23 protein-coding genes are annotated in these 24,966 nt (G+C 72.5%); 14 read left to right on the top strand and 9 right to left on the bottom strand.

Annotation, left to right across the window (positions count from 1 at the left end):
• Positions 1-2 precede the first annotated feature (2 nt).
• Together SNE206_RS21555 and SNE206_RS21560 are read left to right on the top strand one after the other, a co-directional pair.
• Entirely contained in the window at positions 3-887 is an 885-nt protein-coding gene (locus tag SNE206_RS21555) for an ABC transporter permease (RefSeq protein WP_407915096.1), read from the top strand.
• Positions 863-1,621, top strand: coding sequence for an ABC transporter ATP-binding protein (locus tag SNE206_RS21560; protein ID WP_407915097.1), 759 nt, complete (start codon positions 863-865; stop codon positions 1,619-1,621). The genes SNE206_RS21555 and SNE206_RS21560 overlap by 25 nt, the downstream gene beginning before the upstream one ends.
• Positions 1,622-2,064: 443 nt before the next feature.
• On the opposite strand, the gene SNE206_RS21565 is transcribed toward SNE206_RS21560, so the two are convergent.
• Together SNE206_RS21565 and SNE206_RS21570 are read right to left on the bottom strand one after the other, a co-directional pair.
• On the bottom strand, positions 2,065-3,078 hold the full coding sequence (locus tag SNE206_RS21565) for a hypothetical protein (protein WP_407915098.1): 1,014 nt from the start codon (positions 3,076-3,078) through the stop codon (positions 2,065-2,067).
• A 158-nt stretch (positions 3,079-3,236) separates the two neighbouring features.
• Positions 3,237-4,136, bottom strand: a complete 900-nt coding sequence (locus SNE206_RS21570) for a helix-turn-helix domain-containing protein (RefSeq protein ID WP_407915099.1) — start codon at positions 4,134-4,136, stop codon at positions 3,237-3,239.
• A 137-nt stretch (positions 4,137-4,273) separates the two neighbouring features.
• Between SNE206_RS21570 and SNE206_RS21575 the strand changes: the two genes are divergently transcribed.
• Complete coding sequence (locus SNE206_RS21575; protein WP_407915100.1) at positions 4,274-4,819, top strand: SRPBCC family protein; 546 nt, start codon at positions 4,274-4,276, stop codon at positions 4,817-4,819.
• 258 nt (positions 4,820-5,077) lie between these two features.
• On the opposite strand, the gene SNE206_RS21580 is transcribed toward SNE206_RS21575, so the two are convergent.
• Together SNE206_RS21580 and SNE206_RS21585 are read right to left on the bottom strand one after the other, a co-directional pair.
• Positions 5,078-6,199: an EcsC family protein gene (locus SNE206_RS21580; RefSeq protein WP_407915101.1), complete on the bottom strand. Its 1,122-nt coding sequence runs from the start codon at positions 6,197-6,199 to the stop codon at positions 5,078-5,080.
• Positions 6,200-6,336: 137 nt separating this feature from the next.
• The gene (locus tag SNE206_RS21585; protein WP_407915124.1) at positions 6,337-7,611 is read right to left on the bottom strand and encodes a metallophosphoesterase; all 1,275 of its coding nucleotides are present in this window, start codon (positions 7,609-7,611) and stop codon (positions 6,337-6,339) included.
• A 372-nt stretch (positions 7,612-7,983) separates the two neighbouring features.
• Between SNE206_RS21585 and SNE206_RS21590 the strand changes: the two genes are divergently transcribed.
• The 3 genes from SNE206_RS21590 (at position 7,984) to SNE206_RS21600 (ending at position 9,850) form a co-directional block, all read left to right on the top strand.
• Positions 7,984-8,574: a hypothetical protein gene (locus SNE206_RS21590; protein ID WP_407915102.1), complete on the top strand. Its 591-nt coding sequence runs from the start codon at positions 7,984-7,986 to the stop codon at positions 8,572-8,574.
• Between the two features lie 76 nt (positions 8,575-8,650).
• The gene (locus tag SNE206_RS21595) at positions 8,651-8,911 is read left to right on the top strand and encodes a hypothetical protein (RefSeq protein ID WP_407915103.1); all 261 of its coding nucleotides are present in this window, start codon (positions 8,651-8,653) and stop codon (positions 8,909-8,911) included.
• Between the two features lie 87 nt (positions 8,912-8,998).
• Positions 8,999-9,850 carry a helix-turn-helix transcriptional regulator gene (locus SNE206_RS21600; RefSeq protein WP_407915104.1) on the top strand — a complete coding sequence of 284 codons (852 nt, stop codon included), beginning with the start codon at positions 8,999-9,001 and terminating at the stop codon, positions 9,848-9,850.
• Positions 9,851-9,963: 113 nt separating this feature from the next.
• Here the strand turns inward: SNE206_RS21600 and SNE206_RS21605 are convergent, their stop codons facing one another.
• A complete protein-coding gene (locus SNE206_RS21605) occupies positions 9,964-10,890 on the bottom strand; it encodes a hypothetical protein (protein ID WP_407915105.1) in 927 nt (308 codons plus the stop codon).
• On the opposite strand from SNE206_RS21605, the gene SNE206_RS21610 reads away from it, so the two are divergent.
• Complete coding sequence (locus tag SNE206_RS21610) at positions 10,883-11,125, top strand: hypothetical protein (RefSeq protein ID WP_407915106.1); 243 nt, start codon at positions 10,883-10,885, stop codon at positions 11,123-11,125. The genes SNE206_RS21605 and SNE206_RS21610 overlap by 8 nt on opposite strands.
• Before the next feature lie 248 nt (positions 11,126-11,373).
• Here SNE206_RS21610 and SNE206_RS21615 read toward each other — a convergent pair whose 3' ends face one another.
• Entirely contained in the window at positions 11,374-11,982 is a 609-nt protein-coding gene (locus SNE206_RS21615; RefSeq protein WP_407915125.1) for an MBL fold metallo-hydrolase, read from the bottom strand.
• A 115-nt stretch (positions 11,983-12,097) separates the two neighbouring features.
• Here SNE206_RS21615 and SNE206_RS21620 point away from each other — a divergent pair, with 115 nt between their 5' ends.
• Both SNE206_RS21620 and SNE206_RS21625 read left to right on the top strand, forming a co-directional pair.
• Entirely contained in the window at positions 12,098-13,063 is a 966-nt protein-coding gene (locus SNE206_RS21620; RefSeq protein ID WP_407915107.1) for a GlxA family transcriptional regulator, read from the top strand.
• A 269-nt stretch (positions 13,064-13,332) separates the two neighbouring features.
• The gene (locus SNE206_RS21625; RefSeq protein WP_407915108.1) at positions 13,333-13,908 is read left to right on the top strand and encodes a hypothetical protein; all 576 of its coding nucleotides are present in this window, start codon (positions 13,333-13,335) and stop codon (positions 13,906-13,908) included.
• A gap of 77 nt (positions 13,909-13,985) precedes the next feature.
• Here the strand turns inward: SNE206_RS21625 and pntB are convergent, their stop codons facing one another.
• Positions 13,986-15,461, bottom strand: a complete 1,476-nt coding sequence (gene pntB / locus SNE206_RS21630; protein ID WP_407915109.1) for a Re/Si-specific NAD(P)(+) transhydrogenase subunit beta — start codon at positions 15,459-15,461, stop codon at positions 13,986-13,988.
• A 5-nt stretch (positions 15,462-15,466) separates the two neighbouring features.
• The gene (locus tag SNE206_RS21635; RefSeq protein ID WP_407915110.1) at positions 15,467-17,035 is read right to left on the bottom strand and encodes a Re/Si-specific NAD(P)(+) transhydrogenase subunit alpha; all 1,569 of its coding nucleotides are present in this window, start codon (positions 17,033-17,035) and stop codon (positions 15,467-15,469) included.
• A gap of 629 nt (positions 17,036-17,664) precedes the next feature.
• Between SNE206_RS21635 and SNE206_RS21640 the strand changes: the two genes are divergently transcribed.
• Both SNE206_RS21640 and SNE206_RS21645 read left to right on the top strand, forming a co-directional pair.
• The gene (locus SNE206_RS21640; RefSeq protein ID WP_407915111.1) at positions 17,665-18,711 is read left to right on the top strand and encodes a magnesium and cobalt transport protein CorA; all 1,047 of its coding nucleotides are present in this window, start codon (positions 17,665-17,667) and stop codon (positions 18,709-18,711) included.
• 161 nt (positions 18,712-18,872) lie between these two features.
• A complete protein-coding gene (locus SNE206_RS21645) occupies positions 18,873-20,087 on the top strand; it encodes a serine hydrolase domain-containing protein (protein WP_407915112.1) in 1,215 nt (404 codons plus the stop codon).
• Positions 20,088-20,227: 140 nt separating this feature from the next.
• Here the strand turns inward: SNE206_RS21645 and SNE206_RS21650 are convergent, their stop codons facing one another.
• The gene (locus tag SNE206_RS21650; protein WP_407915113.1) at positions 20,228-20,956 is read right to left on the bottom strand and encodes a TetR/AcrR family transcriptional regulator; all 729 of its coding nucleotides are present in this window, start codon (positions 20,954-20,956) and stop codon (positions 20,228-20,230) included.
• A gap of 117 nt (positions 20,957-21,073) precedes the next feature.
• Here SNE206_RS21650 and SNE206_RS21655 point away from each other — a divergent pair, with 117 nt between their 5' ends.
• The 3 genes from SNE206_RS21655 to SNE206_RS21665 all read left to right on the top strand — a co-directional run bounded on the left by SNE206_RS21655 (position 21,074) and on the right by SNE206_RS21665 (position 24,961).
• Complete coding sequence (locus SNE206_RS21655; RefSeq protein WP_407915114.1) at positions 21,074-22,624, top strand: APC family permease; 1,551 nt, start codon at positions 21,074-21,076, stop codon at positions 22,622-22,624.
• Between the two features lie 141 nt (positions 22,625-22,765).
• Positions 22,766-24,403: an amidohydrolase gene (locus SNE206_RS21660; RefSeq protein WP_407915126.1), complete on the top strand. Its 1,638-nt coding sequence runs from the start codon at positions 22,766-22,768 to the stop codon at positions 24,401-24,403.
• Positions 24,404-24,514: 111 nt separating this feature from the next.
• A complete protein-coding gene (locus SNE206_RS21665; protein WP_407915115.1) occupies positions 24,515-24,961 on the top strand; it encodes a helix-turn-helix transcriptional regulator in 447 nt (148 codons plus the stop codon).
• The last annotated feature ends 5 nt before the right edge of the window (positions 24,962-24,966 follow it).

Raw genomic sequence — 24,966 nt, forward strand, 5'->3', positions numbered from 1 at the left:
CCATGACCGACACGGCTTCCGCGGCACTCGCACCGCCCGCCTCGGCTTCACCGTCCTTTTCTCCGGAGGCCGCCGCCGTCAGCACCCCGACCGGACCCGGCCCCCGACGGCTCAGGCGGCTCGGTCCGGGCCGGCGCCTCCCCTACACCCGCCTGCTGGGGCCCGCAGTACTGGTGCTGGTCTGGTCGGTCGCCAGCTTGACCGGCGCGCTCGACCCACGGGTCCTGCCCGCGCCCTGGACCGTTGTGCAGACCGGTGTCCACCGCTGGACGGACGGGCCACTGGCCACCGACATCGCGGACTCGCTGTGGCGCGCCACGCAGGGATTCGCCATCGGCCTGACCCTCGGGGTCGTGCTGGCACTGCTGGCCGGGCTCAGCCGGACCGGCGAAGCCCTCGTCGACGGCTCGGTCCAGATCAACCGGGCGATACCGACGCTCGGTCTGATCCCGCTGTTCATCCTCTGGCTCGGCATCGGGGAGACCTTCAAGGTCGCGATCATCACGATCGTGGTCTACATCCCGATCTACCTCAACCTGTACTCGGCGCTGTCCGGCATCGACCAGCGCTTCGTCCAGCTCGCCGAGGTGCTCGGACTGAGCAGGCTGCAGTTCATCCGGCAGATCGTCATCCCCGGCGCACTGCCCGGATTCTTCGTCGGGCTGCGGCTGGGCGTGACCGGCTCGTGGCTCTCGCTGGTCGTGCTGGAGCAGATCAACTCCACCAGCGGCCTGGGCTACATGATGTTCCAGGCGCAGAACTACGGCCAGACCGACGTGATCGTGCTCGGCCTGCTGATCTACGGGATCTTCGGCTTCGTCTCGGACTCCATCGTCCGCATCCTGGAACGGAGGGTGCTGTCATGGCGGCACTCGTTGAACAACTGACCCCACCCGCCGTCCGGATCAGCGGGCTGACGCGGGGCTTCGGTGAGCGCGTCGTCCTGGACGGGATCGATCTGGACATCCCCCCGGGGCAGTTCGTCGCACTGCTCGGACACAGCGGCTCGGGCAAGAGCACCCTGCTGCGGGCCATCGCCGACCTGGACCACGAGATCACCGGCTCCGGCGAACTGCAGGCGCCGCAGCGTGTCTCGGTCGTCTTCCAGGACTCCCGACTGCTGCCCTGGCGCCGGGTGCTCGACAACGTCCTGCTCGGTGTCCAGGGCAAGGACCCCGCCGAACGCGGTCGTGCAGCCCTGGCCGAGGTCGGCCTGGCCGGCCGTGAGCAGGCCTGGCCCAGCGAGCTGTCCGGCGGCGAGCAGCAGCGGGCAGCACTCGCCCGTTCACTGGTCCGGGAACCCGAACTGCTCCTGGCCGACGAGCCGTTCGGCGCCCTCGACGCGCTGACCAGGATCAAGATGCACACCCTGCTCCGTGAGCTGTGGGAACGCCATCGGCCCTCGGTGCTTCTCGTCACCCACGACGTGGACGAGGCGATCGTGCTGGCCGACAGGGTTCTGGTGCTCGACGAAGGCCGCTTCAGCCTGGACCTGACCATCGACCTCGATCACCCGCGGTCGTACCGGGATCCGCGCCTCGCCGAGTTCCGGGAGCAACTGCTCGCTGCACTTGGCGTCGCGGAGCACGCCGAACCGCGGACGGCGCACAACGCCGGGTGACCCGGGCGGCACGCCACGGCCATCCCGCGGTATCGGCTCCTCGGACGCCGAACGGGCATGCGGGGCGTGACGAGAGCGGCGGCGAGGCAGGGACAGGAGTCCACGGCCTCGCCGCCGCTCTCCGTGCGGCGCCGCAGCTTGCCGTAGTGGTTCGTCCACGCGTGCGTGCGTGCGCCCGACCGCGCAGCGCTTCCGGCCGGGATCGGGGCCGGCACGCCCTTGCGGGCGATCACTGCCATGAACCCGAGTACCGGCGAGCTCCCACCGGCACTGCAGCAGCCCGGACTCTGCGCCTTCGACCGGACCGTCACGCAGGCAGCGGTCCGCGGCCGCGTCGCCGAGCGTCCGCCGGGCAACGCTGCCGTCGCCCCGTCCAGCTGCTGCTGCACCGCTGCGCGGGCCCGCCGGCCGGTGGCGGAACCTGGCGCATCATCAGTACGGCCCTACTCGTCAGGTGTGAACTCCCTGTCCGCGGACAGGTCCTGGCGGTGCTGGCCGGGCAGGCGGGCGAGCAGGAGGTTGGGGTCCTCGGCCGTGGTGTAGGCGGCGTTGAGGACGTACACCTCCTTGCCGCGCAGCGCGACGGAGGTGGGGTTCTGGAGTCCGTCGTCGGTGTCCAGAACGGTGGTGCTGGTGCCGTCGGGCCGGATGAGCACGACCTTGTTGGGGGCGTTGAGGGTGGCGAGCACCTCGTTGCCGCGGCCGGTGAAGGCGAAGTCGTCGATACCGGCCAGACCGGACGCCCTCACCTGCGGCGCTCCCGCCCGGTTTCCGTGACGGATCGGGATGCGCACGAGGGTGCCCTTGTCGAGGTTGGTCACCCAGAGCGCGCCGTCGTGCACCTTCGCGCCGTTGGCTCCGAGGAAGCCGGTCGAAGCAAGCTCGGGCGCAGCCGACCAGGCGGTGGGCCGGCCCCCGGAAAGGGGGACGGTCCATACGGTGCCGAGCACCGAGTCGGTGATGTAGAGCTGCTCGCTGTGCGGGTCCAGCGCCAGGCCGTTGGGCAGGCCGTTCGGGGGCAGCGCGGCGATGCGCTCCGGTGCCTTGCCGGGGGCCAGCCGCCACAGGCCCGTCAGGTCGGCGGTGCCGGTCGCGTACAGCGCGTACGTGCTTCCGTCCGCAGCCTGGACGATGCCGGTGGTCAGGGGGAATCCGAGGACAGGGGTCCTGACTCCGCCGTCGGCGGGCGCGGGCAGGGTCGCCAGGATGCGGGTGCCGCCCCCGGGGGTGATCCGGGCGATCTGGCGGCTGCCGGCGAAGGTCACGTCGGCCGCACCGTCGGGCAGCAGGGCGATGTTCTCCGGCATCTGGCCCGCGGCCAGGTCGAAGTGATGGGTGATCCGAACGTGGACCAGGGGCTTCGGGGCCGCCGGGGCGGCGTCGGCCGGGAGGGCCGCGGCGATGGCCGCTGCGGCCGTCGCCGCGGCTGTTGCGACAAGGCTGCTTCGCTTGAGCATGGGTTCCTTCTCTGTTGTCCGGCATGCGGGCATGCCGCAGCCAGGGGGGTGCCGGGGTGTGTGAAGCCCGGCGGACGGAGGTGGACACGAGGGCTGTTGACGTACGCTCCCCGGGCGTCCTCGGCCGCAGAAGGGGCCAGGAGAGGGGCCTTCTCAGGTCAGGCGGGACGGGATTCGGCGCCCCTGCAGGACTGGACTGCCTCGCTCGGCCCGCCGGCCTGGGCAAGGAGGCTGAGGGCTGTCGCGGAGGGGGATCCGGGGGCGGCCGTGGCGATCACCACGGCCGGTCCGGTTCCTTGCGGACTCTGGAGCGTCTGCTGGGTGACGGTCAGGATCCCGACCGTGGGGTGGTGCATCTCGTAGTCGGCGACATCGCAGGCCAGGATCCGGTGATCGGCCCACATGGCCGCGAACTCCGGGCTGCGCATGGTCAGTTCACCGACGAGTCCGGCCAGCAGAGGATCTTCCGGATACCGGCCGGCGGTGAGGCGCAGGTTGCCGACCACGGCCCTGGCCTTGGCGGGCCAGTCGGTGTAGAGGTCCCGGGTGTGGGCGTCGAGGAACACCAGCTTCGCCATGTTCGGCCGGCGGCTCGGTTCGGCGGGGCTGCCCCGGTCGAAGTGGCCGGCGAACAACGCGTGACCCTGCGTGTTCCAGGCCAGAACGTCACCACGGCGGCCCATGACGATCGCGGGTGTGCCTTCGAGAGCCGTCAGCAACGCGCCGGTGGCCGGGGTGACGCGCTCGGGCCGGGGACGGGGTGCGGCTCTGCCCCGCTCCGGTGCACGGGCGAGCTCGTGCAGATGGGTCCGCTCGGACTCGTCCAGGCACAGGGCGGTCGCGATGGCATCGAGCACCTCGCGCGAGGCGTTGCGCGACCGGCCCTGCTCAAGCCGGGCGTAGTAGGGCGCGCTGATGCCCGCGAGCATCGCCAGCTCCTCCCGCCGCAACCCCGGCACCCGGCGCCGCTCGCCGTAGGTCCGCAACCCGACGTCCTCGGGACGCAGAAGACTCCGGCGTGCCTGGAGGAAGTCGGCGAGCTGCCCGTGCTTGTTCATGGCACCGAGTATGCGCAGCACCACCGAGCCGCGCCGCACCCTGCCGGGGTGCGGATCCGCAGGGTCTGGCTGCTCCCCGTACCGGCCCCCACGATGAGCCGTATCACCCCTGTGCCGTCCTCACCCTCGGGAGAACCATGAGCACCACGACGTCCCGGAGCACCACGACGTCCCGGAGCACCGCTGCCGGCCCGCGGAGTCCGCTGGCCGGCCTCGATCTGACGCCCTTCACCTTCACCAGGCGGTGCTGGGTCGACTTGACGCCGGACTCCGTGTATCCCCTGATCAGCGACGTGTCTCTGATCGAGACGTGGAGCCCGAGCGCCAGCGCCGTGCGGTACGAGCCGGGAGACGGCCCATGGGTCGGCGCATGGTTCAGCGGCCGCAACCGCCGTGACGGGCGCGAATGGTTCACCCGCTCCGAGGTGGTGCAGGCCGACCCGGGTTCCGCGTTCGCTTTCGTCGTCGGCGGGGCCGCGCAGGGCATCGTCCGCTGGAACTGGCACCTCTACGAGCAGGGCACCGGCAGCATCGTCCAGCAGACCTGGCGACTGCTGCGCACCGACCCGGTCCTGGGCGACACACCCGAGGCTCTCCATGCCCTGCGGGACCACATGGCGAACAGTGCGGAGGCCACCCTGCTCTCCCTGGCGGAGTGGATCGCGGGCCACCGCACTCGGTGACCTTCCGTCGACCGGCCGGTCCGTACGGTGACAAGGTGTCCGGCGGGCCGAGGGGTTCAGCCGGCGCTTCGGGCTGTCGACGAGGCTGTGCGGAAGCTGGCGCGTCATCGGTGCCGTCCTGCCCGTCGGGTGCGGACTTCTCCACGGCGGTGCGAACCGGGCTGCCCGGGGCCTGTGTTCAGGGGCCGGTGACCGCCGTCCGATCGGCGCGCCGTGGTGGGAACGGGACGGGGAGCCGGGCGGGTGGTGCGCGCCGGTTCAGTGGAGGTCGGGGCCGCCGGCCTCGGCGAGTTCGCCGAGCAGGCTGATCGCCTCGTCGGCGTCGTCCGGGACGTCCGGGTCGTCCGGGTCGGTGTCGGGAAACGATCCGCCTGCTTCCTCGTCACCGAGGTGCGGGTACTTCTCAAGGAGGAACCGCCGCCGGTACGCCACGTCGGCGGCGTCGACGATCGCCTCCAGGGTGGTCCAGTTGAGCGCGCCTCCGACGAGGATCCCGAATGCGGGTACGGCCTTGCCGAGGCCCTTCTTGGTGAGGCGAAAACCGAAGGCCTTCGCGAACTGCGCGGAGACCTTGGCGACCACCGCCTCGTTCAGGATGTCCCACGACTTGCCGCGGACGAGTGCCTGGGTGAGCCGCGACATGTCGGCCATCGCAGCGGTCTTGGCGGTGGCCGACGTCGCCGTGCCGGCGTTGACGACGGACATCACGAAGAGCTTCTCGGCAGGCTCTTCGGGGTCGTAGCCGTAGAGCAGCGAGACCTGGCCGACGGAGCGGGAGGCGAGTCCGAGGACGACTGCGGCATCGACAGCGAAAGCGCCGACGATCGCACCTCCCGAAGGCGCTGCCGCGGCACCGGCGGAGGCGGCGGTGGCGAGCTGTCCTCCGGAGATCACCAGCCCTGCACCCGCGCCCGAGAGCGCCGCGCCGGCCGGGTAGTACCAGCTCGCCGCTCGTCCACGCACGGCGTCGATCTGCTGGAGGTCGAGGTGGCGCAGGTCGGACAGCGACGCGATGTCGTGCCCGCGCTTCTTGTGGAGCGCCACCACGCGCTTGGAGGAGAGTCCCGCTCGCGAGACCCGTCCCACGGTCTGCCGTACGGACTGAAAAGCAGTGCCGCTCCAGTCCGGTAGGGCGTCGGCAGCTCCGCGGGCCCCGGCGCCGACCTTGTGAGCGCCCTTCGCGACCATGTCCTGCCCCCGCGAAACCGCCGACCGGGCCCGGGGATGGTTCTCCAGGCGCTTCGAGGCGCGCCTGCCGAGTTCCGCGGCGCCGGTGGCCACGTGCTCGCCGGCGTTTCTCATCGCTCGCGACAGTGGGCGACCCTTGAACCGCTGGAGGTCGCGCCATGCCGAGAGTTCGTAGTCCGAGGGATCCGTCACGCCGCGATCGTAGCGGCCAGGACCTCTACGCAGAGGCTCATGCCCCTTTCTTCCTCCGCCAGTTGGGAGAATCGTGCCACCGGGCCGGGCCGGGTGGCAGCCCTGTCGCGGCGTACCGGTCTCGTCCCCGGCGACGTCTACGCCTGTCGTGAGGCGAGCTCGACGACGGTGATGTCCGAGGGTGCGCCGACCCGGACGGGTGGTCCCCAGGCGCCTGCGCCGCGGGTGACGTACAACTGGGTGTCGCCGTAACGGTCCAGTCCGGCGACGGTCGGATTGCCGAGTGCTGCGAGGAGGTTTCCGGGCCAGAGCTGGCCGCCGTGGGTGTGCCCGGACAACTGGAGGTCCACGCCGTGCCGGACCGCCTGGTGGATCATCACCGGCTGGTGCGCCATCAGGACCGCCGCGCGGGTGGTGTCGCGGTCACCGAGCGCGCGGTCGTAGTCCGGGGCGTCGCCGTGGTCCCCGCCGGAGATGTCGTTGACGCCGGCGAGGTCGAAGCCGGGCATCTCCACGCGTGCGTTGCGCAGCGGGTGCACGCCCAACTCGCTCACCCGGTGCACCCATTCCTCGACTCCCGAGTAGTACTCGTGGTTGCCGGTCACGAAGTACGAGCCGTGCCGGGCCTGCAGTCGTGCGAGCGGGTCCGCCGCGATGCCGAGGTCGGCGACCGTCCCGTCGACCAGGTCGCCGACGACGGCCACCAGATCGGGCTGGGTGGCGTTGACGGCGTCGACGATGCGTCGGGTGTGCGACCGGCCCAGGACGGGCCCCAGGTGGATGTCGCTGACGATGGCGATCCGGTAACCGTGCGCGGAGCGCGGCAGCTTGGCGAGCGGTACGGTGATCCGCTTGACACCCGGCCCGGAGAACACGTCGGCCATGCCGTACCCGACGGTTCCGGCGGCGGCCGCGGTGGCGGCTCCGCCCACGATCCGGGAGACGAAGAGCCGGCGGGTCACTCCGGCGGTCTGCGGTGCCGTTCGCTCCCGGCCGTCGTCCCCCGGCCCGTCCTGCGGGGGAGGAGAGGGCGTCCCGGCGGTCACGGCCACGGCCACGGTCTCGGCCGGTGCGTCGGCCGGCGTCCTCCTCGGGGTGCGGGCGCGCAGCAGCAGCGGCCTGACCGCCTCGCCGACCACGAGTGCGAGCACCAGGTACAGCAGCAGCGCCAGCCAGAGGAAACCGGGCCAGGCCAGCACGCGCTGGAGCCAGAACGGGGCGCCCGCCTGGCCCGCGCCCAGTGCACCGAGCGAGACCAGGGGCAGGACGACCGCGGCGATCGAGCCCGCGCGCCGTGCCGCGCTTCCGGCGGTGGTCACGTCCCGCACCAGCCGGCGCCATACGAACCCGTGCACTCCGGCGAACAGGACGACCACCACCGTGATCAGCAGCACGACCAGCACGAGCTCCAGCCCTCCGTCGACTTGGTCCGCGGTCCTGTGGCGCGCGGGCCGTACACCGCGTGACACGCGCGATCGGCCCGGGAGGACGGGCGCGTGACGTGTCCGGAGCTGTGAGTCTGGGGTGCGCCGTCGGCAGGGACCAGGGACGCTCCTTCCTGGTAACCCCGTTACCAGGCTCTTCCCCTGCATCGTGAAACGGTCCGTCGGGTCCGTCGGGTCCGTCGGCCGGTCGGCCGGTCGGCCGGTGACGGTGCCGGAGTCGTCGCCGGGCTGTTCCCGCGGCCGTCGCCGCGCAGCGGTTCATCCGCATCACGCTGGTACCGGCGGTACCAGGAAGCGGAGTCTCTTGTCGATCATCCGGCATGCGGGCAGCGTGGCGGCGTGACCGCACGCGATGCTCCCGCCGTGCGGACGGCTGGCCCGGTTCCGGGCCGGCATGCGGCTGCACCGTATCGACCGGAGGACGACGCGATGAGGAACGGCACGATGCTCACGGGCGCGCTGGCGCTTCTCGTCGGCCTGACGGGTTGCTCGGCGGCGGGTGCCGGCACCCGGGCCGTCGGCGGATCCGCACCCGCGCGCGCAGCGGCATCCGCACCCGGCAGCGCCGGGGCTCCTCGTGCAGGGGCGGGCCTGACGGGCACCGTTCCGATCCGGGACCTCCACGACCTGTTCGTGGCTGATCGGTCCCGCGCGGAGCAGCAGTGCTACGGCCGTTCCGTGACGGTCAGGGCCGTGGTGCTGAAGACGGGTGCGAGCGAGTACGGGACGCCCACGATCGAGGCGTCGGACGTGGAGAACGGTGCCCATCTCGTCAGCATCGTCCTGCCGTACGACGACCGTCGCGCAGCGTCGTTCCGCCGGTTGGAGAGCGTCGGGATCGGCCGGGAGATCGTTGCGACCGCGACCTGTGACGTCTTCGCCGACCGGAACGGCGTGCTGATTCTCAAGAATTCCGAGATCATCGAATGACCTGCCTCCCGGCGCCGTTTTCCGAACCGACGGGCGGGCGGGCGGCGATAACCGTCACGGAAGGGCCTGGAAAATCTTGGAAACGGATCCGAACCCGAATGCGAACGCGGCTTTCGTCAGGCGCGCGCGCATCGCGTCGTACGTCCTGGCTGTTGTCGGTGTCTTCAGTTCCGTCTTCGGCGAGAACACCCTGAGGGCGATCGACGCGGGTTCCGGGTACGCGGTTCCGTACGGGGTGTACTCGACCGCCCATTATCTGATTCTCGTTCTCGCGCACATCTGTGTTCCGGTGGCGGCGAGTCTTTTCGGTGCCGCGATCGTCCTGAAAAGGCTGTGACGCGGAAGCCGTTCCGCGGGTGGCTGTCACGCTTCCTGGTAACGGGAGTCCCAGGCTGTGCGCGCCCGGGGCTGCGAGCATGGGGGCATGAGTGCATCCGGTCAGCTGGCGGCGGTCCTGCGGGTGTGGCGTGAGCGCCTGACGCCGCAGGCGGCGGGCCTGCCGGCGAACACCGTGCGGCGCACCAGGGGGCTGCGGCGCGAGGAGCTGGCCGTGCTGGCGGGGGTGTCGGTGGACTACGTCGTGCGCCTGGAGCAGGGGAGGGCTTCCGCGCCCTCGGCTCAGGTGTGCGCCGCGCTCGCCCGTGCGTTCCAGCTGTCCGACGCCGAGCAGGAGCACCTGTTCCGCCTCGCCGGTCATGCCTCCGGCGGCGGGCGTGTCAGCCGGCTGGTGCCGATGAGCATCCGCCGCCTGGTGGAGCGCACCACGGACCGGCCCGTCGCGGTCTTCGACGCCGGGTGGAGCCTCCTGCTGTGGAACGCGATGTGGGTGGCGCTGATGGGAGACCCGTCCTCGCTGCGGGAGTCGGAGCGCAACGTCCTGTGGATGCACTTCGCCGGTCTCTCCGAGTGTCGTGTCCGCAGATCCACCAGCACCATGGCGTTCGACGCCTCCATGGTCGCCGATCTGCGGCGCAGCGCCGGCCGTTACCCGGACGACCGTCAGCTGCACCACCTGATCGTCCGGCTGAACGCGGAGAGCGAGGTGTTCCGCGAACTGTGGCAGCGCCACGAGATCGCGGAGCACGGGCCGGCTCTCAAGACGATCGCCCACCCCGAGGTCGGGCGCCTCGACCTGGACTGCGACATCCTGACCACCCAGCGAGGCGACCTGCGCATCGTCATGTACACGGCCGAACCCGGCAGTGACTCGGGCGGCAAGCTCGCGCTGCTCGCCGCCATCGGCGCCCGGCCCGTGCTGGGCGGGCCCGCCCGGTGACCGGCGGGCGCGTGACGCGGGCGGGGGGGCGTGCAGGCGTCCGGGGCGTCCTGTCCGTTCTGCACCGGCTGCCGGTCGTCCGGTTGTCCGGTCGTCCGGCAGCCGCGTGGCGGTCAGTCCGCGAAGCAGTCCATGATCGATGTGACGGCCGCAAGGGCGGCGCGGGCGTCCACGATCCCCCGGGCCCGCTGATCTTCCACCCGGGCGGCCTGCACCTCGCGGTACCGGGTGGCGGTCCGCCATCGCCTCAGCTCGTCAGGGCCGAGGATCCGCACGTTCGCGCCGGCTCGCCTCAGGTCCTCCACCTCGGTGTCGAAGCTGCTGTCCATCACCTGGCCCGCGGTCCGGTAGGACTTCTGGACGGCCCGCCGGACGGCCTGCCGGTCGTTCTGCGGGAGCCCGTTCCAGACCTCCCTGTTCATCGCGAGGAGGTAGGCGTGCCCCAGCCACAGCTCCTTCGAGACCAGCACGTCGGGGGCGGCGTCCTGGACGTTCAGCAGGTGTCCGGCGTCGAGGTTCACCATGACGCCGTCCAGCGTCCCCGCTCTCAGGGCGTCGAGGACTCCCGGCCCCCACGGCACGGCCACGGGGGTCGCACCGGAGTTGACCAGGAAGTCGTGGTGCCAGAAGCTGGCGGACCGCCACGTGCCGCCCCGCAGGCCGTCCAGGCCGGGCAGGGGCGGGGCGCTGAAGAACGCCACGGGATACCCGGTCCCGAAGAACAGGTGAACGGCGTTGTTCTTCTCCAGTTCCGCCGGGAAGGCCGGCACCTCCGCGTAGGCGCGGCGGAAGAAGTCGATCTGCGTGTCACCGGTCGGGCCCAGCGGGAAGCTCTTGAAGAGCTGGTGCAGCGGCAGCTGGCCGGGTGTGTACTCCGGTACGACGGTGGCCATGTCCACGCCGCCGGGGGTGCCCACCGCGCGCAGGGCGTCGAACGAGCCGGCGATGTCACCGTTCCAGTGGGCCTCGATCACCAGGCGGCCGTTCGACTCCCTCTCGACGGCCGGGAAGACGACCTCCTTCAGGAACCTGGTGCGCATGCCGCCCAGTGGTTCATGGTCGGAGTATCTGATGATCCGCGGCTTTTCCTGCCCCGCCTGTGCGACTCCGCCCGGCAGCAGGAAAGCGGATGCGGCGCCGGCCGCCGACGCCAGGACCATTCTCCGCCCGATGCCGTTGCCGGTCGGCATTCCGCTGTCATCGATCATGGAATATTCTCCGATTGCCTCGACGGCCGCTTTCGAAAAAGCGCGATGGCTGACCGTACCTGAATGACCTTTCGGTCGGTGAGGCCTTTTCGCGCGCTCCGGCAAGTGACATCGGTCACGGGCCGCGGTGATATCCGCGGAACCGCGGCTGACCGTATATTCCGAGGATTCGGTCCGGGAGGTCGGCCGAAAAACCCGGGCCTGGTCCCGGCCTCGTTCCCGGCCTCGTTCCCGCCTTGTTTTCGGCTCGTCCCTGTCCGGTCCCTGTCCGGTCCCCGTCCGGTCCCTGCCTGCTCCCCGGCTCGTCCCCGGTCGTCAGTAGAGGGCCGACTCGGCGGGGAACGGCGCGCCGTGACCGGGAACGACGACGTCCGCACCGGCCAGCACCCGCAGCCGGGAGGCGCGCAGTTGTGCGGGATCGGGCGCGACCGGGTCGAGCACCGGGCCGTTCGGCCGCCACCAGAGGTCGCCGACGAACGCGACCACGCCCTCGGCCGTCCCGGCGAGCAGGGTGATGTCCTCGGCGCTGTGCCCGGGCGTGCGGATGAGCCTCAGCGACGGGGTGAGCAGGAGCCCTTCGGCATCCCGGTCGAGCCACTGGTCGTCGAGGTACTCGGCCTTGTGGTCGTGCACCCGGGCCCGCTGGAACAGGCCGACGTTCATGGTGTTGTCCGGATGGTGGTGACTGAGCACGACGTCGGTGATGTCGTCGGCGCAGACCCCCAGTCCGGCGAGCGGGCCGAGGATCCGGTCGCGTCCGGCGACCATGCCCGGGTCGACGATCACCCGCCGGTCGCCGTCCGCGACGTAGGAGACGGTCGCGGCCACGCCGGGCCCGGTCGAGAGCGTGTAGCCGGTGGTCAGGACGTGGTACCGGGCGCTGCGGCCGGCCGGCGCGTCGGTCGTCGTCGCGGTGCTGTTCATGCTGGCCCCGTTCGTGGTCGTCGTGCTGCTCACACGGAGGATCCTGCCCGAGGCCGGGAGGGCCGACGAGTGGCAGACATGCCACTGATCGCAGGTTCTGTGCCAAACTCCGGGGATGCCGAAGTTCGCCACCGTCGCCGCCTACGCCCCGCCCGGGGTGGGCATGCTCGCCGTCGGCGTGGTCGCCGAGGTGTTCGCCGAACGCGGCGGTGACCTGCCGCGTTTCGAGTTCGCGCTGTGCAGCGACCGCCCGGGGCCGGTCGTCACCGACGTCGGCGTCCCCGTCGCCGTCGCGCACGGCCCGGAACGGCTGGCCGAGGCCGACCTGGTGCTCGCCCTGCCGTGGGCGGGCTTCCGCGACCCGGTGCCCGGGCAGGTGCTGGACGCCCTGGCGACCGCTCACGCGCGCGGCGCCGTGCTGGGCGCGCACTGCGTCGGCGTCTTCGCCCTGGCCCGGACCGGACTCCTGGCCGGCCGCCGGGTGACGACCCACTGGCGGTTCGCCGAACTGCTCGCCGGCCGCCACCCGGACGTCACGGTCGAGGCGGACGCCCTCTACGTCGACGAGGGCGACATCGTCACGGGCGCCGGTGCGGCGGCCGGCTTCGACCTCTGTCTCCACCTGCTGCGCCGCGAGTTCGGCGCGGCGGTCGCCAACGCGATCGCCCGCGACCTGGTGCTGCCACCGCACCGGGACGGCGGGCAGGCCCAGTACGCCGCGGCCCCCGTCGCCGAGGACTGCCGGGACGAACGGCTCGCCGACGTCCTGGCCTGGGCGCGCGAGCACCTCGACCGGCCGCTGCCGGTGGCCGAACTGGCCGAACGCGCGCTGATGAGCCGCCGTTCCTTCGCCCGCCGCTTCACCGCGGCGACCGGCAGCACCCCGCACGCCTGGCTGCTGAACCAGCGCCTCGGCCGCGCCGAGGAACTGCTGGAGACCACCGATCTGCCGGTCGAGGAGGTGGCCCGCCGGGTCGGCTACGGCAGCGCGGCGGTCCTGCGCGAGCAGTTCGTCCGTCGCCGCGGTGTCCCGCCGAGGGCCTACCGCAGCGCCTTCACCCGGACCGTACGGTCCCGCTGACCCCGCGTCCGACCGGTGACGCTCCGTCAGCAGGGGCCGGGCGGAGGCCACGCCGGTGGCCCGGTCGTTGCTATCGTGCCGTTGGTCCAATGGTCCATTGGTCCGGCGGTCGCGGAGCTTGCTGCGGTCCGTCGGCAGACTCGGGGGAATCCATGAATCACCCGCCGCAGCCCAGCCACCAGCCCGACCAGCAGCCCGGTCATCAGCCCGGCCACCAGCCCTGGCCGCCGCACGCACCCGTTCCGGCGGGGGCCGGCGGGAGATCGAACGTGAAGCTCTGGGGAGTGGTGGCCGCAGTGGTCAGCGCGTGCGCCGGGGTCGCCAGCGCGATCGCCGCGTTCACGGGCGGTACGGCACACCCCTCCGCCGCCCCTGTCGCCTCGGCGGCCGTCGACGTGGCGCCGCCGCCCGGTACGGGTTTCGCCGGGACGAGTCCCGCCGTGGCACCGGCTCCGTCTCCCGCGGGGGCCTCGCCGGTGCGTTGGACGGGCAAGTGGGTGCTCGGCCTGGAGGGCATCGACCTGACGAAGGTGCCGCCGGCACGAAGCACCTCCTTCGTGTTCTTCCGGCCGGCCGCTGGGCGCAGCGGCAGCAGCGGGATGATGGTCAAGGGCACGGTCGCACGGTGGACCGGGCCCGGAGAGCCCACTGCGCAGGGCTGCCGGGACCTCCTGCTGACCCAGCCGCACGACCAGGTCGACGTGGTCGAGGGCGACAGCGTCTGCGTCGTCAACGAGAACTCGCCGATCGCCGTGATCAAGATCACCGAGACCCACTACGACCAGGGCAGCTATGGCGAGCTGGACACCGAAGTCACCATCTGGAACCTGCGGATGACGCGCTGACGCGATGACCGCTGACGCGATGACCGCTGATGCGCAGGCCGCTGACAGGGCCGGGCCGCTGCCGGGCGGTGCCCGGTCTAGCCGGCCGCGGTCGGCTGGCGGACGGCGGGGGCGGGGGCGGGGGCGGGGGCGTCCTGGGCCTGGCCGGTGAGGGCCTGGAGGATCGCATCCACGCTCTGCTTGGCGTCCCCGAAGAGCATGCTGCTGTTCTCGCGGAAGAACAGCGGGTTCTGCACTCCCGCGTAGCCGGACGCCATCGAGCGCTTGAAGACGATCACGTGCTCCGCCTCCCACACCCGCAGGACCGGCATCCCGGCGATGGGGCTGGACGGGTCGTCCATGGCCGCCGGGTTGACGGTGTCGTTGGCGCCGATGACGAGGACGACGGAGCTCTCCGCGAAGTCGTCGTTGATCTCGTCCATCTCCAGGACGATGTCGTACGGCACCTTCGCCTCGGCCAGCAGCACGTTCATGTGCCCCGGCAGGCGCCCGGCCACCGGGTGCACGCCGAAGCGGACGTCGACGCCGCGTTCGCGCAGCCGCCGGGTCAGCTCCGCCACGGGGTGCTGGGCCTGGGCCACCGCCATCCCGTAGCCGGGGGTGATGACCACGGACCGGGCCCGGGCGAGCAGTTCCGCGGTCTCCTCGGCGCGGATCTCGTGGTGCTCGCCCTGCTCCTCGTCCCCGCCCGACGGGGCCTCGATGCCGAAGCCGCCCGCGATGACCGAGACGAAGGAGCGGTTCATCGCCCGGCACATGACGTACGACAGGTAGGCGCCGGAGGAGCCGACCAGCGCCCCGGTGACGATGAGCAGGTTGTTGTCGAGGAGGAACCCGGCGGCGGCCGCGGCCCAGCCCGAGTAGCTGTTCAGCATGGAGACGACGACGGGCATGTCGCCGCCGCCGATCGAGGCGACCAGGTGCCAGCCGAGGGCCAGCGCCAGGACGGTCACCGCGATCATCAGGCCCGGGCCCGGGCTCACCGTGAACCAGACCGTCAGCCCCGCGAACGCGGCCAGCGCGCCCAGGTTGAGGGCGTTCTTGCCGGGCAGCGTCAGCGGGCGCGAGGCGATCCGGCCGGACAGCTTGAGGAAGGCCACGACGGAACCGGTGAAGGTGACCCCGCCGATGAAGATGCCGATGACGACCTCGGCGTGGTGGATGCCCAGCAGGCCGCCGGCGACCACCGCCTGTGCCGGGCCGTGGGCCTCGACCTCCAGGTAGCTGTTCCAGCCGACCAGGACGGCGGCGAGGCCGACGAAACTGTGCAGGACGGCGATGAGTTCGGGCATCTGCGTCATCTCGACCCGCCGCGCCCGCCACAGGCCCGCCGCGCCGCCGAGCACCATCGCGAGGACGATCAGGGCGACCGCTCCGGCGGTGATGCTCTGCGCCGCCAGGACGACGGTGGCGACCAGGGCGAGGGCCATGCCGGCGATGCCGTAGACGACGCCGGCGCGTGAGGTCCGGTGCTGGGACAGCCCGGCGAGGCTGAGAATGAACAGCAGGGCGGCGACCAGGTCCGCGGCGTGGGAGGCCGTCGTGGAAGTCATCGGGCTCAGCGCCTTTCGGGGGCAGTCGAGAACATGCTCAGCATGCGGCGGGTGACGGCGAAGCCTCCGAAGATGTTCACGCTCGTCAGCAGCACCGCCACGAACGACAGCGCGGTCACGACCCAGCTCTCGTGCCCGATCTGCAGCAGGGCGCCGATCACGACGATCCCGGAGATCGCATTGGTCACCGACATCAGCGGGGTGTGCAGTGCATGGTGCACCTTGCCGATGACGTAGTAGCCGATGACCACGGCGAGCGCGAACACCGTGAAGTTCTCGGCGAGTTGGGCCGGGGCGAAGGCGATCAGCAGGAAGACCGCCAGCATCCCCAGACCGATCAGGCCGAACCGCACCGCAGGGGTGCTCCGGGACGGCTTCGGCGCCACCGGCACGGCCGGGACCGCGGGCGCGGCCCCGGGGGCGGCCGACACGGCGACGGGCGGCGGCGGCCAGGTGACCTCGCCGGCCCGGACCACCGTCACGGCCCGCTGCACCACGTCGTCGAAGTCGACGGCCAGCCGGCCGTCCTTGCCGGGCGTCAGCAGCTTCAGCAGGTTCACCAGGTTGGTGCCGAACAGCTGCGACGCCTGGGTGGCCAGCCGGCCGGCCAGGTCGGTGTAGCCGATGATGGTGACGCCGTTGTCGGTGACCACCGCCCGGCCGGGCACGGTGCCCTCGACGTTGCCGCCCTGGGCGGCGGCCATGTCGACGATGACGCTGCCCGGCTTCATCGCCGCCACGTCCTCCGCCGTGACCAGCCGCGGGGCGGGCCGGCCGGGGATCAGCGCGGTCGTCACGATGATGTCCACGTCCTTGGCCTGCTCGTGGTAGAGCGCGGCCGCGGCGCGGTCGTAGTCGGCGGAGGTCGCCTTGGCGTAACCGTCGGTGCTCGCCTCCTGCGCGACGTCCACGGCCAGGTACTCGCCGCCCAGCGAACGCACCTGGTCCGCGACCTCCGGCCGCGGGTCGGTGGCACGGACGATCGCGCCCAGGCTGGACGCCGCGCCGATGGCGGCGAGTCCGGCCACGCCGACGCCCGCCACGAAGACCTTCGCCGGCGGCACCTTGCCCGCGGCGGTGACCTGGCCGGTGAAGAATCGCCCGAACACGTGGGCCGCCTCGATCACCGCCCGGTACCCCGCGATGTTCGCCATCGAGCTGAGCACGTCCATCGACTGGGCCCGCGAGATCCGCGGCACGGCGTCCAGCGCGAGCGCCGTGACACCGCGCGAGGCCAGCGCCTGCACCAGCTCGGGCCGCTGCGCCGGCGCGAGCAGGCCGACGACGGTGGCGTCCGCGCGCAGCCGGGCGATCTCGTCGTCCGACGGTGCGTTGACCTTGAGGACCACCTCGGCCGCCCAGGCGTCGCCGATGCTCGCACCGGCCTCGGTGTAGGCCCCGTCGGTGAATCCGGAGGCCGTGCCGGCCTCCGGCTCGACGACGACCTCGTAACCGAGGCCGAGCAGCTGCCGCACCGTCGCGGGCGTCGCCGCGACGCGGGTCTCCCCGGCGGTCGACTCGGCGACCACGCCGATGCGCTGAGGTGGGTGGTGGGTCGGGACCTGTGCAGACATGTCTGGTGTCTCTCTCGTCGGAGGCGCTGCTGACCGGGCATCTGCGAAAGCGGCGGGAGTGCTTCACCCGCTGGTCGCAGGAACGTACACCTACCCGGTGGTGCGGACCGATACCGTGAGCCAGTGATTAGCCTCACTGCGTGAGCGGGTGCGGCCCGTGCGGGCGGGCGGCGGGTCACTCCTTCCGGCGACCCCGGCGACCCCGGCAGCCGGCCGGCCGGCACCGCACGGGCACGGTGCGACGCCTGACCGGGCCGGTGGCGTGGCGCCCGCGGTGCGACACCCCGTCAGGCCGGTCCGCGTCAGGCCGGTCCGCGTCAGGCCGGTCCGCCGGCGGCCCCGGACGGGGCGACGGCCGGCGGCGCAACGACGGCGCAACGGTGGGTGCCGCCGGTCGGCGGACGGTGTCGCCGAACCGGCCGACCGGGGATACGGCCCCGCCGCGACGAGCGGTGCGGCTCCCGGACGCGACGGCGGCGACTTCTCCACCGGGCGCGAGGACGGTGCCGGCCGGGCCTGCGCGGTCCGGGCCGAACCGGAGGAGCATGTGGTGCTGGGGGGCGTGCACGGCGTCACGCACCGCCGAAGGGCGACGGACGGCAGCGGGGGTGGACGCGAGGAGGAAGGCCATGATCGTCGACTGCGCGCACTACCGCGACGGGCACCGGCAGCACCAGGGCACGATGCCGCTGGAGGAGGCGGCCGCACGCTGCACCCAGGACGGATTCGTGTGGCTGGGCATGTTCGAACCGAGTGCCGGGGAGCTCGACAAGGTGCGCGAGAGCTTCGGTCTCCACGAACTCGCCGTCGAGGACGCCCAGGCCTTCCACCTGCGGCCGAAGGCCGAGCAGTACGAGGACGGCACGGAGCTGGTCATCCTGCGCACCGCGCGTTACGACGACGAGCGCGAGGAGGTCGACACCGGCGAGATCAGCATCTTCCTCGCCGAACACTTCGTGATCACCGTCCGCCAGGGTGTCGCCAGCGAACTGGCCGACGCCCGCAGCCGACTCGAACACCGGCCCGAACTGCTGCGCACCGGCAGCACCTCGACACTCTGGGCGATCCTCGACCAGGTCGTCGACGGGTACGCGCCCGTCGTCGCCGAACTCGAACGCGACATCGAGCAGATCGAGGCCACGGTGTTCTCCGGGGCGGTCGCCCCGACCGAGCGGATCTACTTCCTCCGCCGCGAGGCCACCGACTTCTACCGCGCCGTGCACCCGTTGCTGGGAGTGCTCGGGCGGCGGCTCCAGCCCGGCAGGGCACCGAACGGGCTCCTGCCGTACTTCCGCGACGTGCACGACCACCTCCTGCTGGTCGACGAGGAGGTCGCCGCCCAGCGCGACCTCCTGACCACCGTGCTGGAGGCGAACATCGCGGTCATCTCCGTCGAGCAGAGCAGGATCAACCTCCGGCAGACCGCCACGATGGAGCGGCTGACGATCATCGCGACCGTGTTCCTCCCGCTGTCCTTCGTGGTCGGCTTCTTCGGGCAGAACTTCGAATGGCTGGTCGCCCACATCACCGGCTTCCCGGAGTTCATCGTCCTCACCGCCTGCGGACTCCTGCTGCCGTGCCTGCTCCTGACCCTCTGGCTGCGCCGGGAGCGCCGCGCGGCAGCGCCGCCGGTGCCGACGACGGGCGGCGCCGACACGGCCGACGGGAAGGGCTGACGTGCCGGCCCCGGCCACGGACGCCGACGGGAAGGGCTGACCGCGGTGGTCCGTACGGATGGACTCGCGGTGCGTGCGCCGGGTGCGCGGGGCCAGGGGCGGTGGCGGGTGGTGATCTGGGCCTCCCGAGGTCCGCCCACTGCTGGAGGAGACATCCCGTCATGCGCCGTGCGCCTGCCCGCCGACTCGCCACCGCCCTGCTCGCCATCTCGACCCTGGTGCCGCTCACCCTGATCGCGCCCCCGGCGCAGGCCGTCCCGCCGCGTCCGGCGGCCGCCGCCTCGGCCGACCCGTACGCCGACGACTGTCCGCCCCACGGCCTGGACCCCGCGCTCGTGGCCCGCCTCGACGAGGCGATCGAGGGCACCCGTCAGGAGACCGGCACCCCGGGGGTGATCGTCGGCCTGTGGATGCCCGGCCGGGGCAGCTACATCCGGGCGACCGGGGTGGCCGACACGGCGACGGGCGCGCCGATGACGCCCGGCCTCAACATGCGGATCGGCAGCGAGACCAAGACCTTCACCGCCACCGCCGTCCTGGAGCTGGTCGACGACGGCCTGGTCGGGCTGGACGACCCGATCTCCGACTACCTCGACGGTGTGCCCGACGGCGAGCACATCACCGTCCGGCAGCTCGCCGAGATGCGGAGCGGTCTGTTCTCGTACAGCGCCGACCCGGACTTCGTGCAGGCCCTGCTGAGCGACCCGACCCGGCCGTTCACGCCGCAGGAGCTGCTGGCGTACGCCTTCCGCCACCCGAACGTCTTCGCCCCGGGCGCGCAGTTCCAGTACTCCAACACCAACTACATCCTGCTCGGTCTGCTCGTGGAGAAGCTGAGCGGTGTGCCGCTCGCCGACTTCCTCCGCGAGCGGGTCACCGGGCCGGCGCACCTGCACCGGACCTTCCTCCCGAAGGGCGCGGAGTTCCCGGAGCCGCACGCGCACGGGTACACGAACCAGACGCTGTCCGGCGCGGTCGCCGACACCACGGACTGGAACCCGAGCTGGGGCTGGGCGGCCGGGGCGGTGATCTCCGACCTGCGCGACCTGCACCGCTGGGCGAAGGTGGTGGCCACCGGCACCCTGCTCACCCCGGAGACCCAGGCGGAGCGGGAGAAGTTCATCACCGTACCCGGCTACGACGGCGCCGGGTACGGCCTGGGCCTCTTCGAAACCCACGGCTGGATCGGGCACAACGGCTCGCTGCCGGGCTACGAGAGCGTGACGGTGTACCTGCCGGAGCAGGACGCCACCATGGTGATCCTGATCAACACCGACATCCTGCACGACGGCTTCGAGCCGAGCACCCTCTTCGCCCGGGCGATCACCTCGATCATCACCCCGGACCACGTCTACGAGCTCCCCGCCGAGGGCTGAGCACACCGCACCGCCTGCCGCGGCGCGGGACCGGCGCAGCCCGTCCCCGGGGGTTCCGGTCCCGTGCCGCCGTTGTGCGCGCCGCTGTTGTGTGCCGCCGCCGCGTGTTCACCCGCGGGCTCCGCCCGGCCGCGCCGGGCTCACCCCTGCGGGTGCTCCTGCTCCGCACCCCGGTCGGGAAGGCGGGCGGCGATCGCCTCCAGCAGCAGGTCCAGGGCGAACGGGTAGCCGCTCCGCCGCATGTCGGCGGCGAGGAGGGGGGCGGTGGCCGCGATGTTGGGGTGGGTCTGCGGGTCGAGGTGGGCGTAGCGGGCCCGCCAGACGTCCCGGTCGGCGGCCCGGGCGGGCGCGGGCATGGCTGCGGCGGCCGCGTCGAGGGCCGCGAAGGCGAGGCCCTGGTCGACCAGGGCGTGGTAGATCCGCACCGCCTCGGGGTCCGGGAAGCCGGCGGTGCGCAGCACGCCGAGGATCGCCTCGACGGCCCGGGTCTCGTGGTCGCGTCCGGTGGTCCGGTGGGCCGCCAGCATGGCGGCCTGGGGGTGTGCCTGGTAGGCGGCGTGGATGCGCAGGCCGATGTCGCGCAGGTCGGCCCGCCAGTCGCCGGTCGGCCGCCAGCCGCGCTGGGCGTGGCCGACCAGTTCGTCGGTGAGGGCGAGCAGCAGGTCGTCGGTGTTGCGGAAGTACCGGTAGACCGCGCTCGGATCGGCGCCGAGTGCGGCGCCCAGCCGCCGTACCGTGAGCGCCTCCGCGCCGTGCAGGCCGACCAGCCGCAGGGCGGTGTCGACGATGACCTGTTCGGAGAGGACCGTGCCCTGTTTGGTCGGTCGTCTCCGCCGTCGCTGCGGCTCGGGAATCACTCGCTCGGCCATGGGGGCACCTTATGACAACGCCATTGACGTGTGAAGGGCTTCCCGGTTGCATGGCTCGCCACCCGGCCTTCCGGCCGATCCCCCCCACGCGAACACGGCGGTGACCCATTGGCAACCATGCACAAGGACACGGACCCGGCCCCGGGATCCCGGACCACCGGCAGCGCCGCGCCCGCGATGCGGAGGTCGCTCGGCATCGGCGGCGCCGTGGCGCTCGCCGCGTCGAGCACGGCGGCCACCAGCAGCATCGGCATCGGGCTCGGCCTGATGGCGGGCGTCGTCGGCCTCCACCTGCCCGCGATCATGATGCTGGCCTTCCTGCCCGTCCTCGCCATCGCGGGCGGCTACGGCCGGCTCAACCGCGTCGACCCCGACGCCGGCAGCAGCTACCGGTGGGTGGGTGCGGCCCTCAGCCCCTGGCTGGGCTTCCTCTCCGGCTGGGTCGGCATCCTCGGCACGATCGTGTTCATGGCCTACACCACGGCGGTGACCGGATCGGCGGTGATCCAGCTGTTCGGCTCCGCCTCCGTGCACCGGGTCGCGGGGGTGTCCCTGAGCCCGGACTCCACGCTCCAGTGCACTGCCGTCGGCATGGTCGTGCTGATCGTCTCGGCGCTGGTCGCGGTGCGCGGGATCGACCTCGCCGCCCGGCTGCAGAAGTACCTGCTGATCTTCGAGTACGCCGTGCTGCTCGGCTTCTGCGGGTACGGCCTCGTCGCCGGCGACCAGCCCTTCTCGGCCGGCTGGTTCGACCCGTTCGCGATCCCCTCGTTCCACGCCTTCGCCCAGGGCATGGTGCTCGCGGTGTTCTGCTACTGGGGATTCGAGTCGGTCTTCAGCGTGGGCGAGGAGGTCCGCGACCCGCGTGACGCCTCGCGCGGCGGTTTCATCGCCCTCACCGTGATGATGCTGCTCTTCGTCCTCGCCGGCACGGCCTTCCAGCGCGTGCTCCCCCTCGACGAGCTGGTCGGCAACGGCGCGCAGGGCCTGACGTACTTCGGCGACCGGCTCGCCGACCAGCCGCTCGCCGCACTGCCGCTGGTCGCGCTGACGTTCTCCGCCGCGGCCTCGCTGCAGGCCTCCGTCGTGCCCACCGCGCGCGGCACGTACGCGATGGGCCGCGACGGCACCCTCGGACCCGTCTGGACCCGCCTGCACCCCCGCCACCGCACCCCCGCCGCGGGCACGCTGCTGATCACCGGTGCCGCCGTCGCCCTCGCCCTGCTCTCGCTGGTCATCCCCACCGTCACCTCCCTCATCTCCGCCACGGTCAACTCGATCGGCATCGTCGTCGCCCTCTACTACGCGCTCACCGCCGTCGCCGCCGCCGTCCGCTTCCGCCACCTGCTGCGCACCTCGCCCGTCGAGGCGCTGCGGGCGGTCGTCGCCCCGCTGCTCGGCGCGCTCGTCCTGCTCGCCGTCGGCGGGTACCTCGTCCGGGCCTTCTACGAATCGGCCGACCACTTCGAACTCGCGGCGGACAACGGATGGTTCGAACTCCTCGTCCCGGTGCTGATGATCGGCTCCGGTCTGCTGGCCGCCGCCTGGGCCCGCTGGCACCGCCGCTCCCCGTACTTCACCACCGGGTCCGGAACGGCCGGCGGCGGCACCGCCCGGGCCGGCGGCGACCTCCCGGCCGGTGAGGGCCTGCCGGCCGACGCCGTCTGACGCGGCGCTCCACGGCCCGCGCGCAGCACGTACGGGCCATCCTCGCGGGCAGTCCGAACCGCCAGGCCCCCAAGGCCAGTTGGCACCTCCCTTCCCTTTCCCGCGGTCCCCGGGGACCGCCGACCCTGTTGGAGCATGTCCATGCATCAGGCCGATCTCGTCTTCACCCGCGGCCCCGTCCACACCACGGATGCCGCCCGCACCCGGGCGAGCAGTCTCGCCGTGACGGGGGAGCGGATCACCGCCGTCGGCCACGACGAGGTCAGGGAGTTGATCGGCCCCCGGACCGAAGTGGTCGACCTGAGCGGCAAGTTGCTGCTCCCGGGCTTCCAGGACTCGCACATCCACGCCGTCTACGGCGGCGTGGAGCTCGCCCAGTGCGACCTCACCGGCACCACCGGCGTCGACGAATACCTCCGGCGCATCCGCGAGTACGCGGACGCCCACCCCGAGCGGGAGTGGATCACCGGCGGCGGCTGGTCGATGGAGAGCTTCGACGGCGGCCTGCCGACCCGGCAGCTGCTCGACTCCGTGGTGCCGGACCGGCCCGTCCACCTGCTGAACCGCGACCACCACGGCGCCTGGACCAACACCCGCGCGCTCGAACTCGCCGGCCTCACCCGGCACAGCCCGGACCCGGCCGACGGCCGGATCGAACGCGAGCCCGACGGCACCCCCAGCGGCGTCCTCCAGGAGGGCGCCACCGGACTCGTCGCCCGGCTCGTCCCGCCGACCGGCCCGGCCGAACGGCTGGCCGGGCTGCTGCGGGCCCAGGCGCTGCTCCACTCGCTCGGCATCACCGGCTGGCAGGACGCCCTGCTCGGCGTGTTCAACGGCCAGCCGGACCCCTCGGACGCCTACCTCACCGCCGCCCGGGACGGCTCCCTCACCGCCCGGGTCACCGGCGCGCTCTGGTGGGACCGCGAGCGGGGTGCGGAGCAGATCCCGGAGCTGGCCGCCCGGCGGGCGGCGCTGCGGCACGGCCGCTTCCGCGCGGACTCCGTCAAGATCATGCAGGACGGCATCGCCGAGAACTTCACCGCGGCCCTCGGCAGCCCGTACCTGGACGGCTGCGGCTGCGCCACCGCCAACTCCGGCCTGAGCTTCGTCGATCCGGTCGCGCTGCGGTCCCACGTCACCGCGCTGGACGCGCTCGACTTCCAGGTGCACTTCCACGCCCTGGGCGACCGCGCGGTGCGCGAGGCGCTGGACGCCGTCGAGGCCGCCCGCACCGCCAACGGCCGCCGCGCCACCCGGCACCACCTGGCGCACCTCCAGCTGGTCCACCCCGACGACGTGCGGCGCTTCGCCGCCCTCGGGGCGATCGCCAACATCCAGCCGCTGTGGGCCGCCCACGAGCCGCAGATGGACGAGCTGACCATCCCCTTCCTCGGTCCCGAACGGGCCGCCTGGCAGTACCCGTTCGGCTCGCTGCTGCGGGCCGGTGCCACGCTCGCGGCGGGCAGCGACTGGCCCGTCAGCAGCCCCGACCCGATCGCCGGCCTGCACGTCGCCGTCAACCGGACGGGCCCCGGGGCCACCGACGGCCGGATCTTCCTGCCCGAGCAGCGCCTCGACCTGGCCAGCGCCGTCGCCGCGTACACGGCGGGCTCGGCGCACGTCGGCGGCCAGGACGACACCGGCAGTCTGCGCCCCGGGCACCTCGCCGACCTGGTGGTGCTCGACCGCGACATCTTCGCCGCCCCGCCGGAGGAGATCTGCGAGGCCCGGGTGCTCCGGACGTACACCGGCGGCGCGCTGGTGCACGCCGCGGACTGACACCCCCGGCGGGCCCGCCGGCCGCACCGCAGGACGGCCCCCGCCGCCCGGCGGCGCGGCCGGCGCGGCGGGCCGGGGCCGGCTGTCGGAGGGGGACCGTAGGCTGGACGCATGACTCCGGAGGACCTCGCCAACCTCGGCCACCTGCGACGGGCGCGTGACCTCATCGACCGTGAGTACGCCCGCCCGCTCGACGTGCCGACCATGGCCCGCCACGCGCTGATGTCCCCCGCGCACTTCTCGCGGCAGTTCCGCGCGGCCTACGGCGAGACGCCGTACAGCTACCTCATGACGCGTCGGATCGAGCGGGCGATGGCCCTGCTGCGGGCCGGGATGAGCGTGACCGACGCCTGCATGACGGTCGGCTGCACCTCGCTCGGCTCGTTCAGCTCGCGCTTCAGCGAGGTGGTGGGCGAGACGCCGAGCGCCTACCGGGCCCGCGAGCACTCCGCCGTGCTGGCGATGCCGGCGTGCGTGGCGAAGCTGCGCACCCGGCCGAGCAGGGCCGGTTCGCCGGCGAGCAGGAACGGAGAAGCAGGCGGCCCGGCCACCGCCTAGCGTTG

It is taken from the genome of Kitasatospora sp. NE20-6, assembly GCF_045862635.1.

Coding starts and splice junctions, on each gene's coding strand:
- SNE206_RS21555 (WP_407915096.1), top strand. CDS start 3: ATGACCGACACGGCTTCCGCGGCACTCGCACCGCCCGCCTCGGCTTCA.
- SNE206_RS21560 (WP_407915097.1), top strand. CDS start 863: ATGGCGGCACTCGTTGAACAACTGACCCCACCCGCCGTCCGGATCAGC.
- SNE206_RS21565 (WP_407915098.1), bottom strand. CDS start 3,078: ATGCTCAAGCGAAGCAGCCTTGTCGCAACAGCCGCGGCGACGGCCGCA.
- SNE206_RS21570 (WP_407915099.1), bottom strand. CDS start 4,136: ATGAACAAGCACGGGCAGCTCGCCGACTTCCTCCAGGCACGCCGGAGT.
- SNE206_RS21575 (WP_407915100.1), top strand. CDS start 4,274: ATGAGCACCACGACGTCCCGGAGCACCACGACGTCCCGGAGCACCGCT.
- SNE206_RS21600 (WP_407915104.1), top strand. CDS start 8,999: ATGAGTGCATCCGGTCAGCTGGCGGCGGTCCTGCGGGTGTGGCGTGAG.
- SNE206_RS21605 (WP_407915105.1), bottom strand. CDS start 10,890: ATGCGCACCAGGTTCCTGAAGGAGGTCGTCTTCCCGGCCGTCGAGAGG.
- SNE206_RS21615 (WP_407915125.1), bottom strand. CDS start 11,982: ATGAACAGCACCGCGACGACGACCGACGCGCCGGCCGGCCGCAGCGCC.
- SNE206_RS21620 (WP_407915107.1), top strand. CDS start 12,098: ATGCCGAAGTTCGCCACCGTCGCCGCCTACGCCCCGCCCGGGGTGGGC.
- pntB (WP_407915109.1), bottom strand. CDS start 15,461: ATGACTTCCACGACGGCCTCCCACGCCGCGGACCTGGTCGCCGCCCTG.
- SNE206_RS21635 (WP_407915110.1), bottom strand. CDS start 17,035: ATGTCTGCACAGGTCCCGACCCACCACCCACCTCAGCGCATCGGCGTG.
- SNE206_RS21640 (WP_407915111.1), top strand. CDS start 17,665: ATGATCGTCGACTGCGCGCACTACCGCGACGGGCACCGGCAGCACCAG.
- SNE206_RS21645 (WP_407915112.1), top strand. CDS start 18,873: ATGCGCCGTGCGCCTGCCCGCCGACTCGCCACCGCCCTGCTCGCCATC.
- SNE206_RS21650 (WP_407915113.1), bottom strand. CDS start 20,956: ATGGCCGAGCGAGTGATTCCCGAGCCGCAGCGACGGCGGAGACGACCG.
- SNE206_RS21655 (WP_407915114.1), top strand. CDS start 21,074: ATGCACAAGGACACGGACCCGGCCCCGGGATCCCGGACCACCGGCAGC.
- SNE206_RS21660 (WP_407915126.1), top strand. CDS start 22,766: ATGCATCAGGCCGATCTCGTCTTCACCCGCGGCCCCGTCCACACCACG.
- SNE206_RS21665 (WP_407915115.1), top strand. CDS start 24,515: ATGACTCCGGAGGACCTCGCCAACCTCGGCCACCTGCGACGGGCGCGT.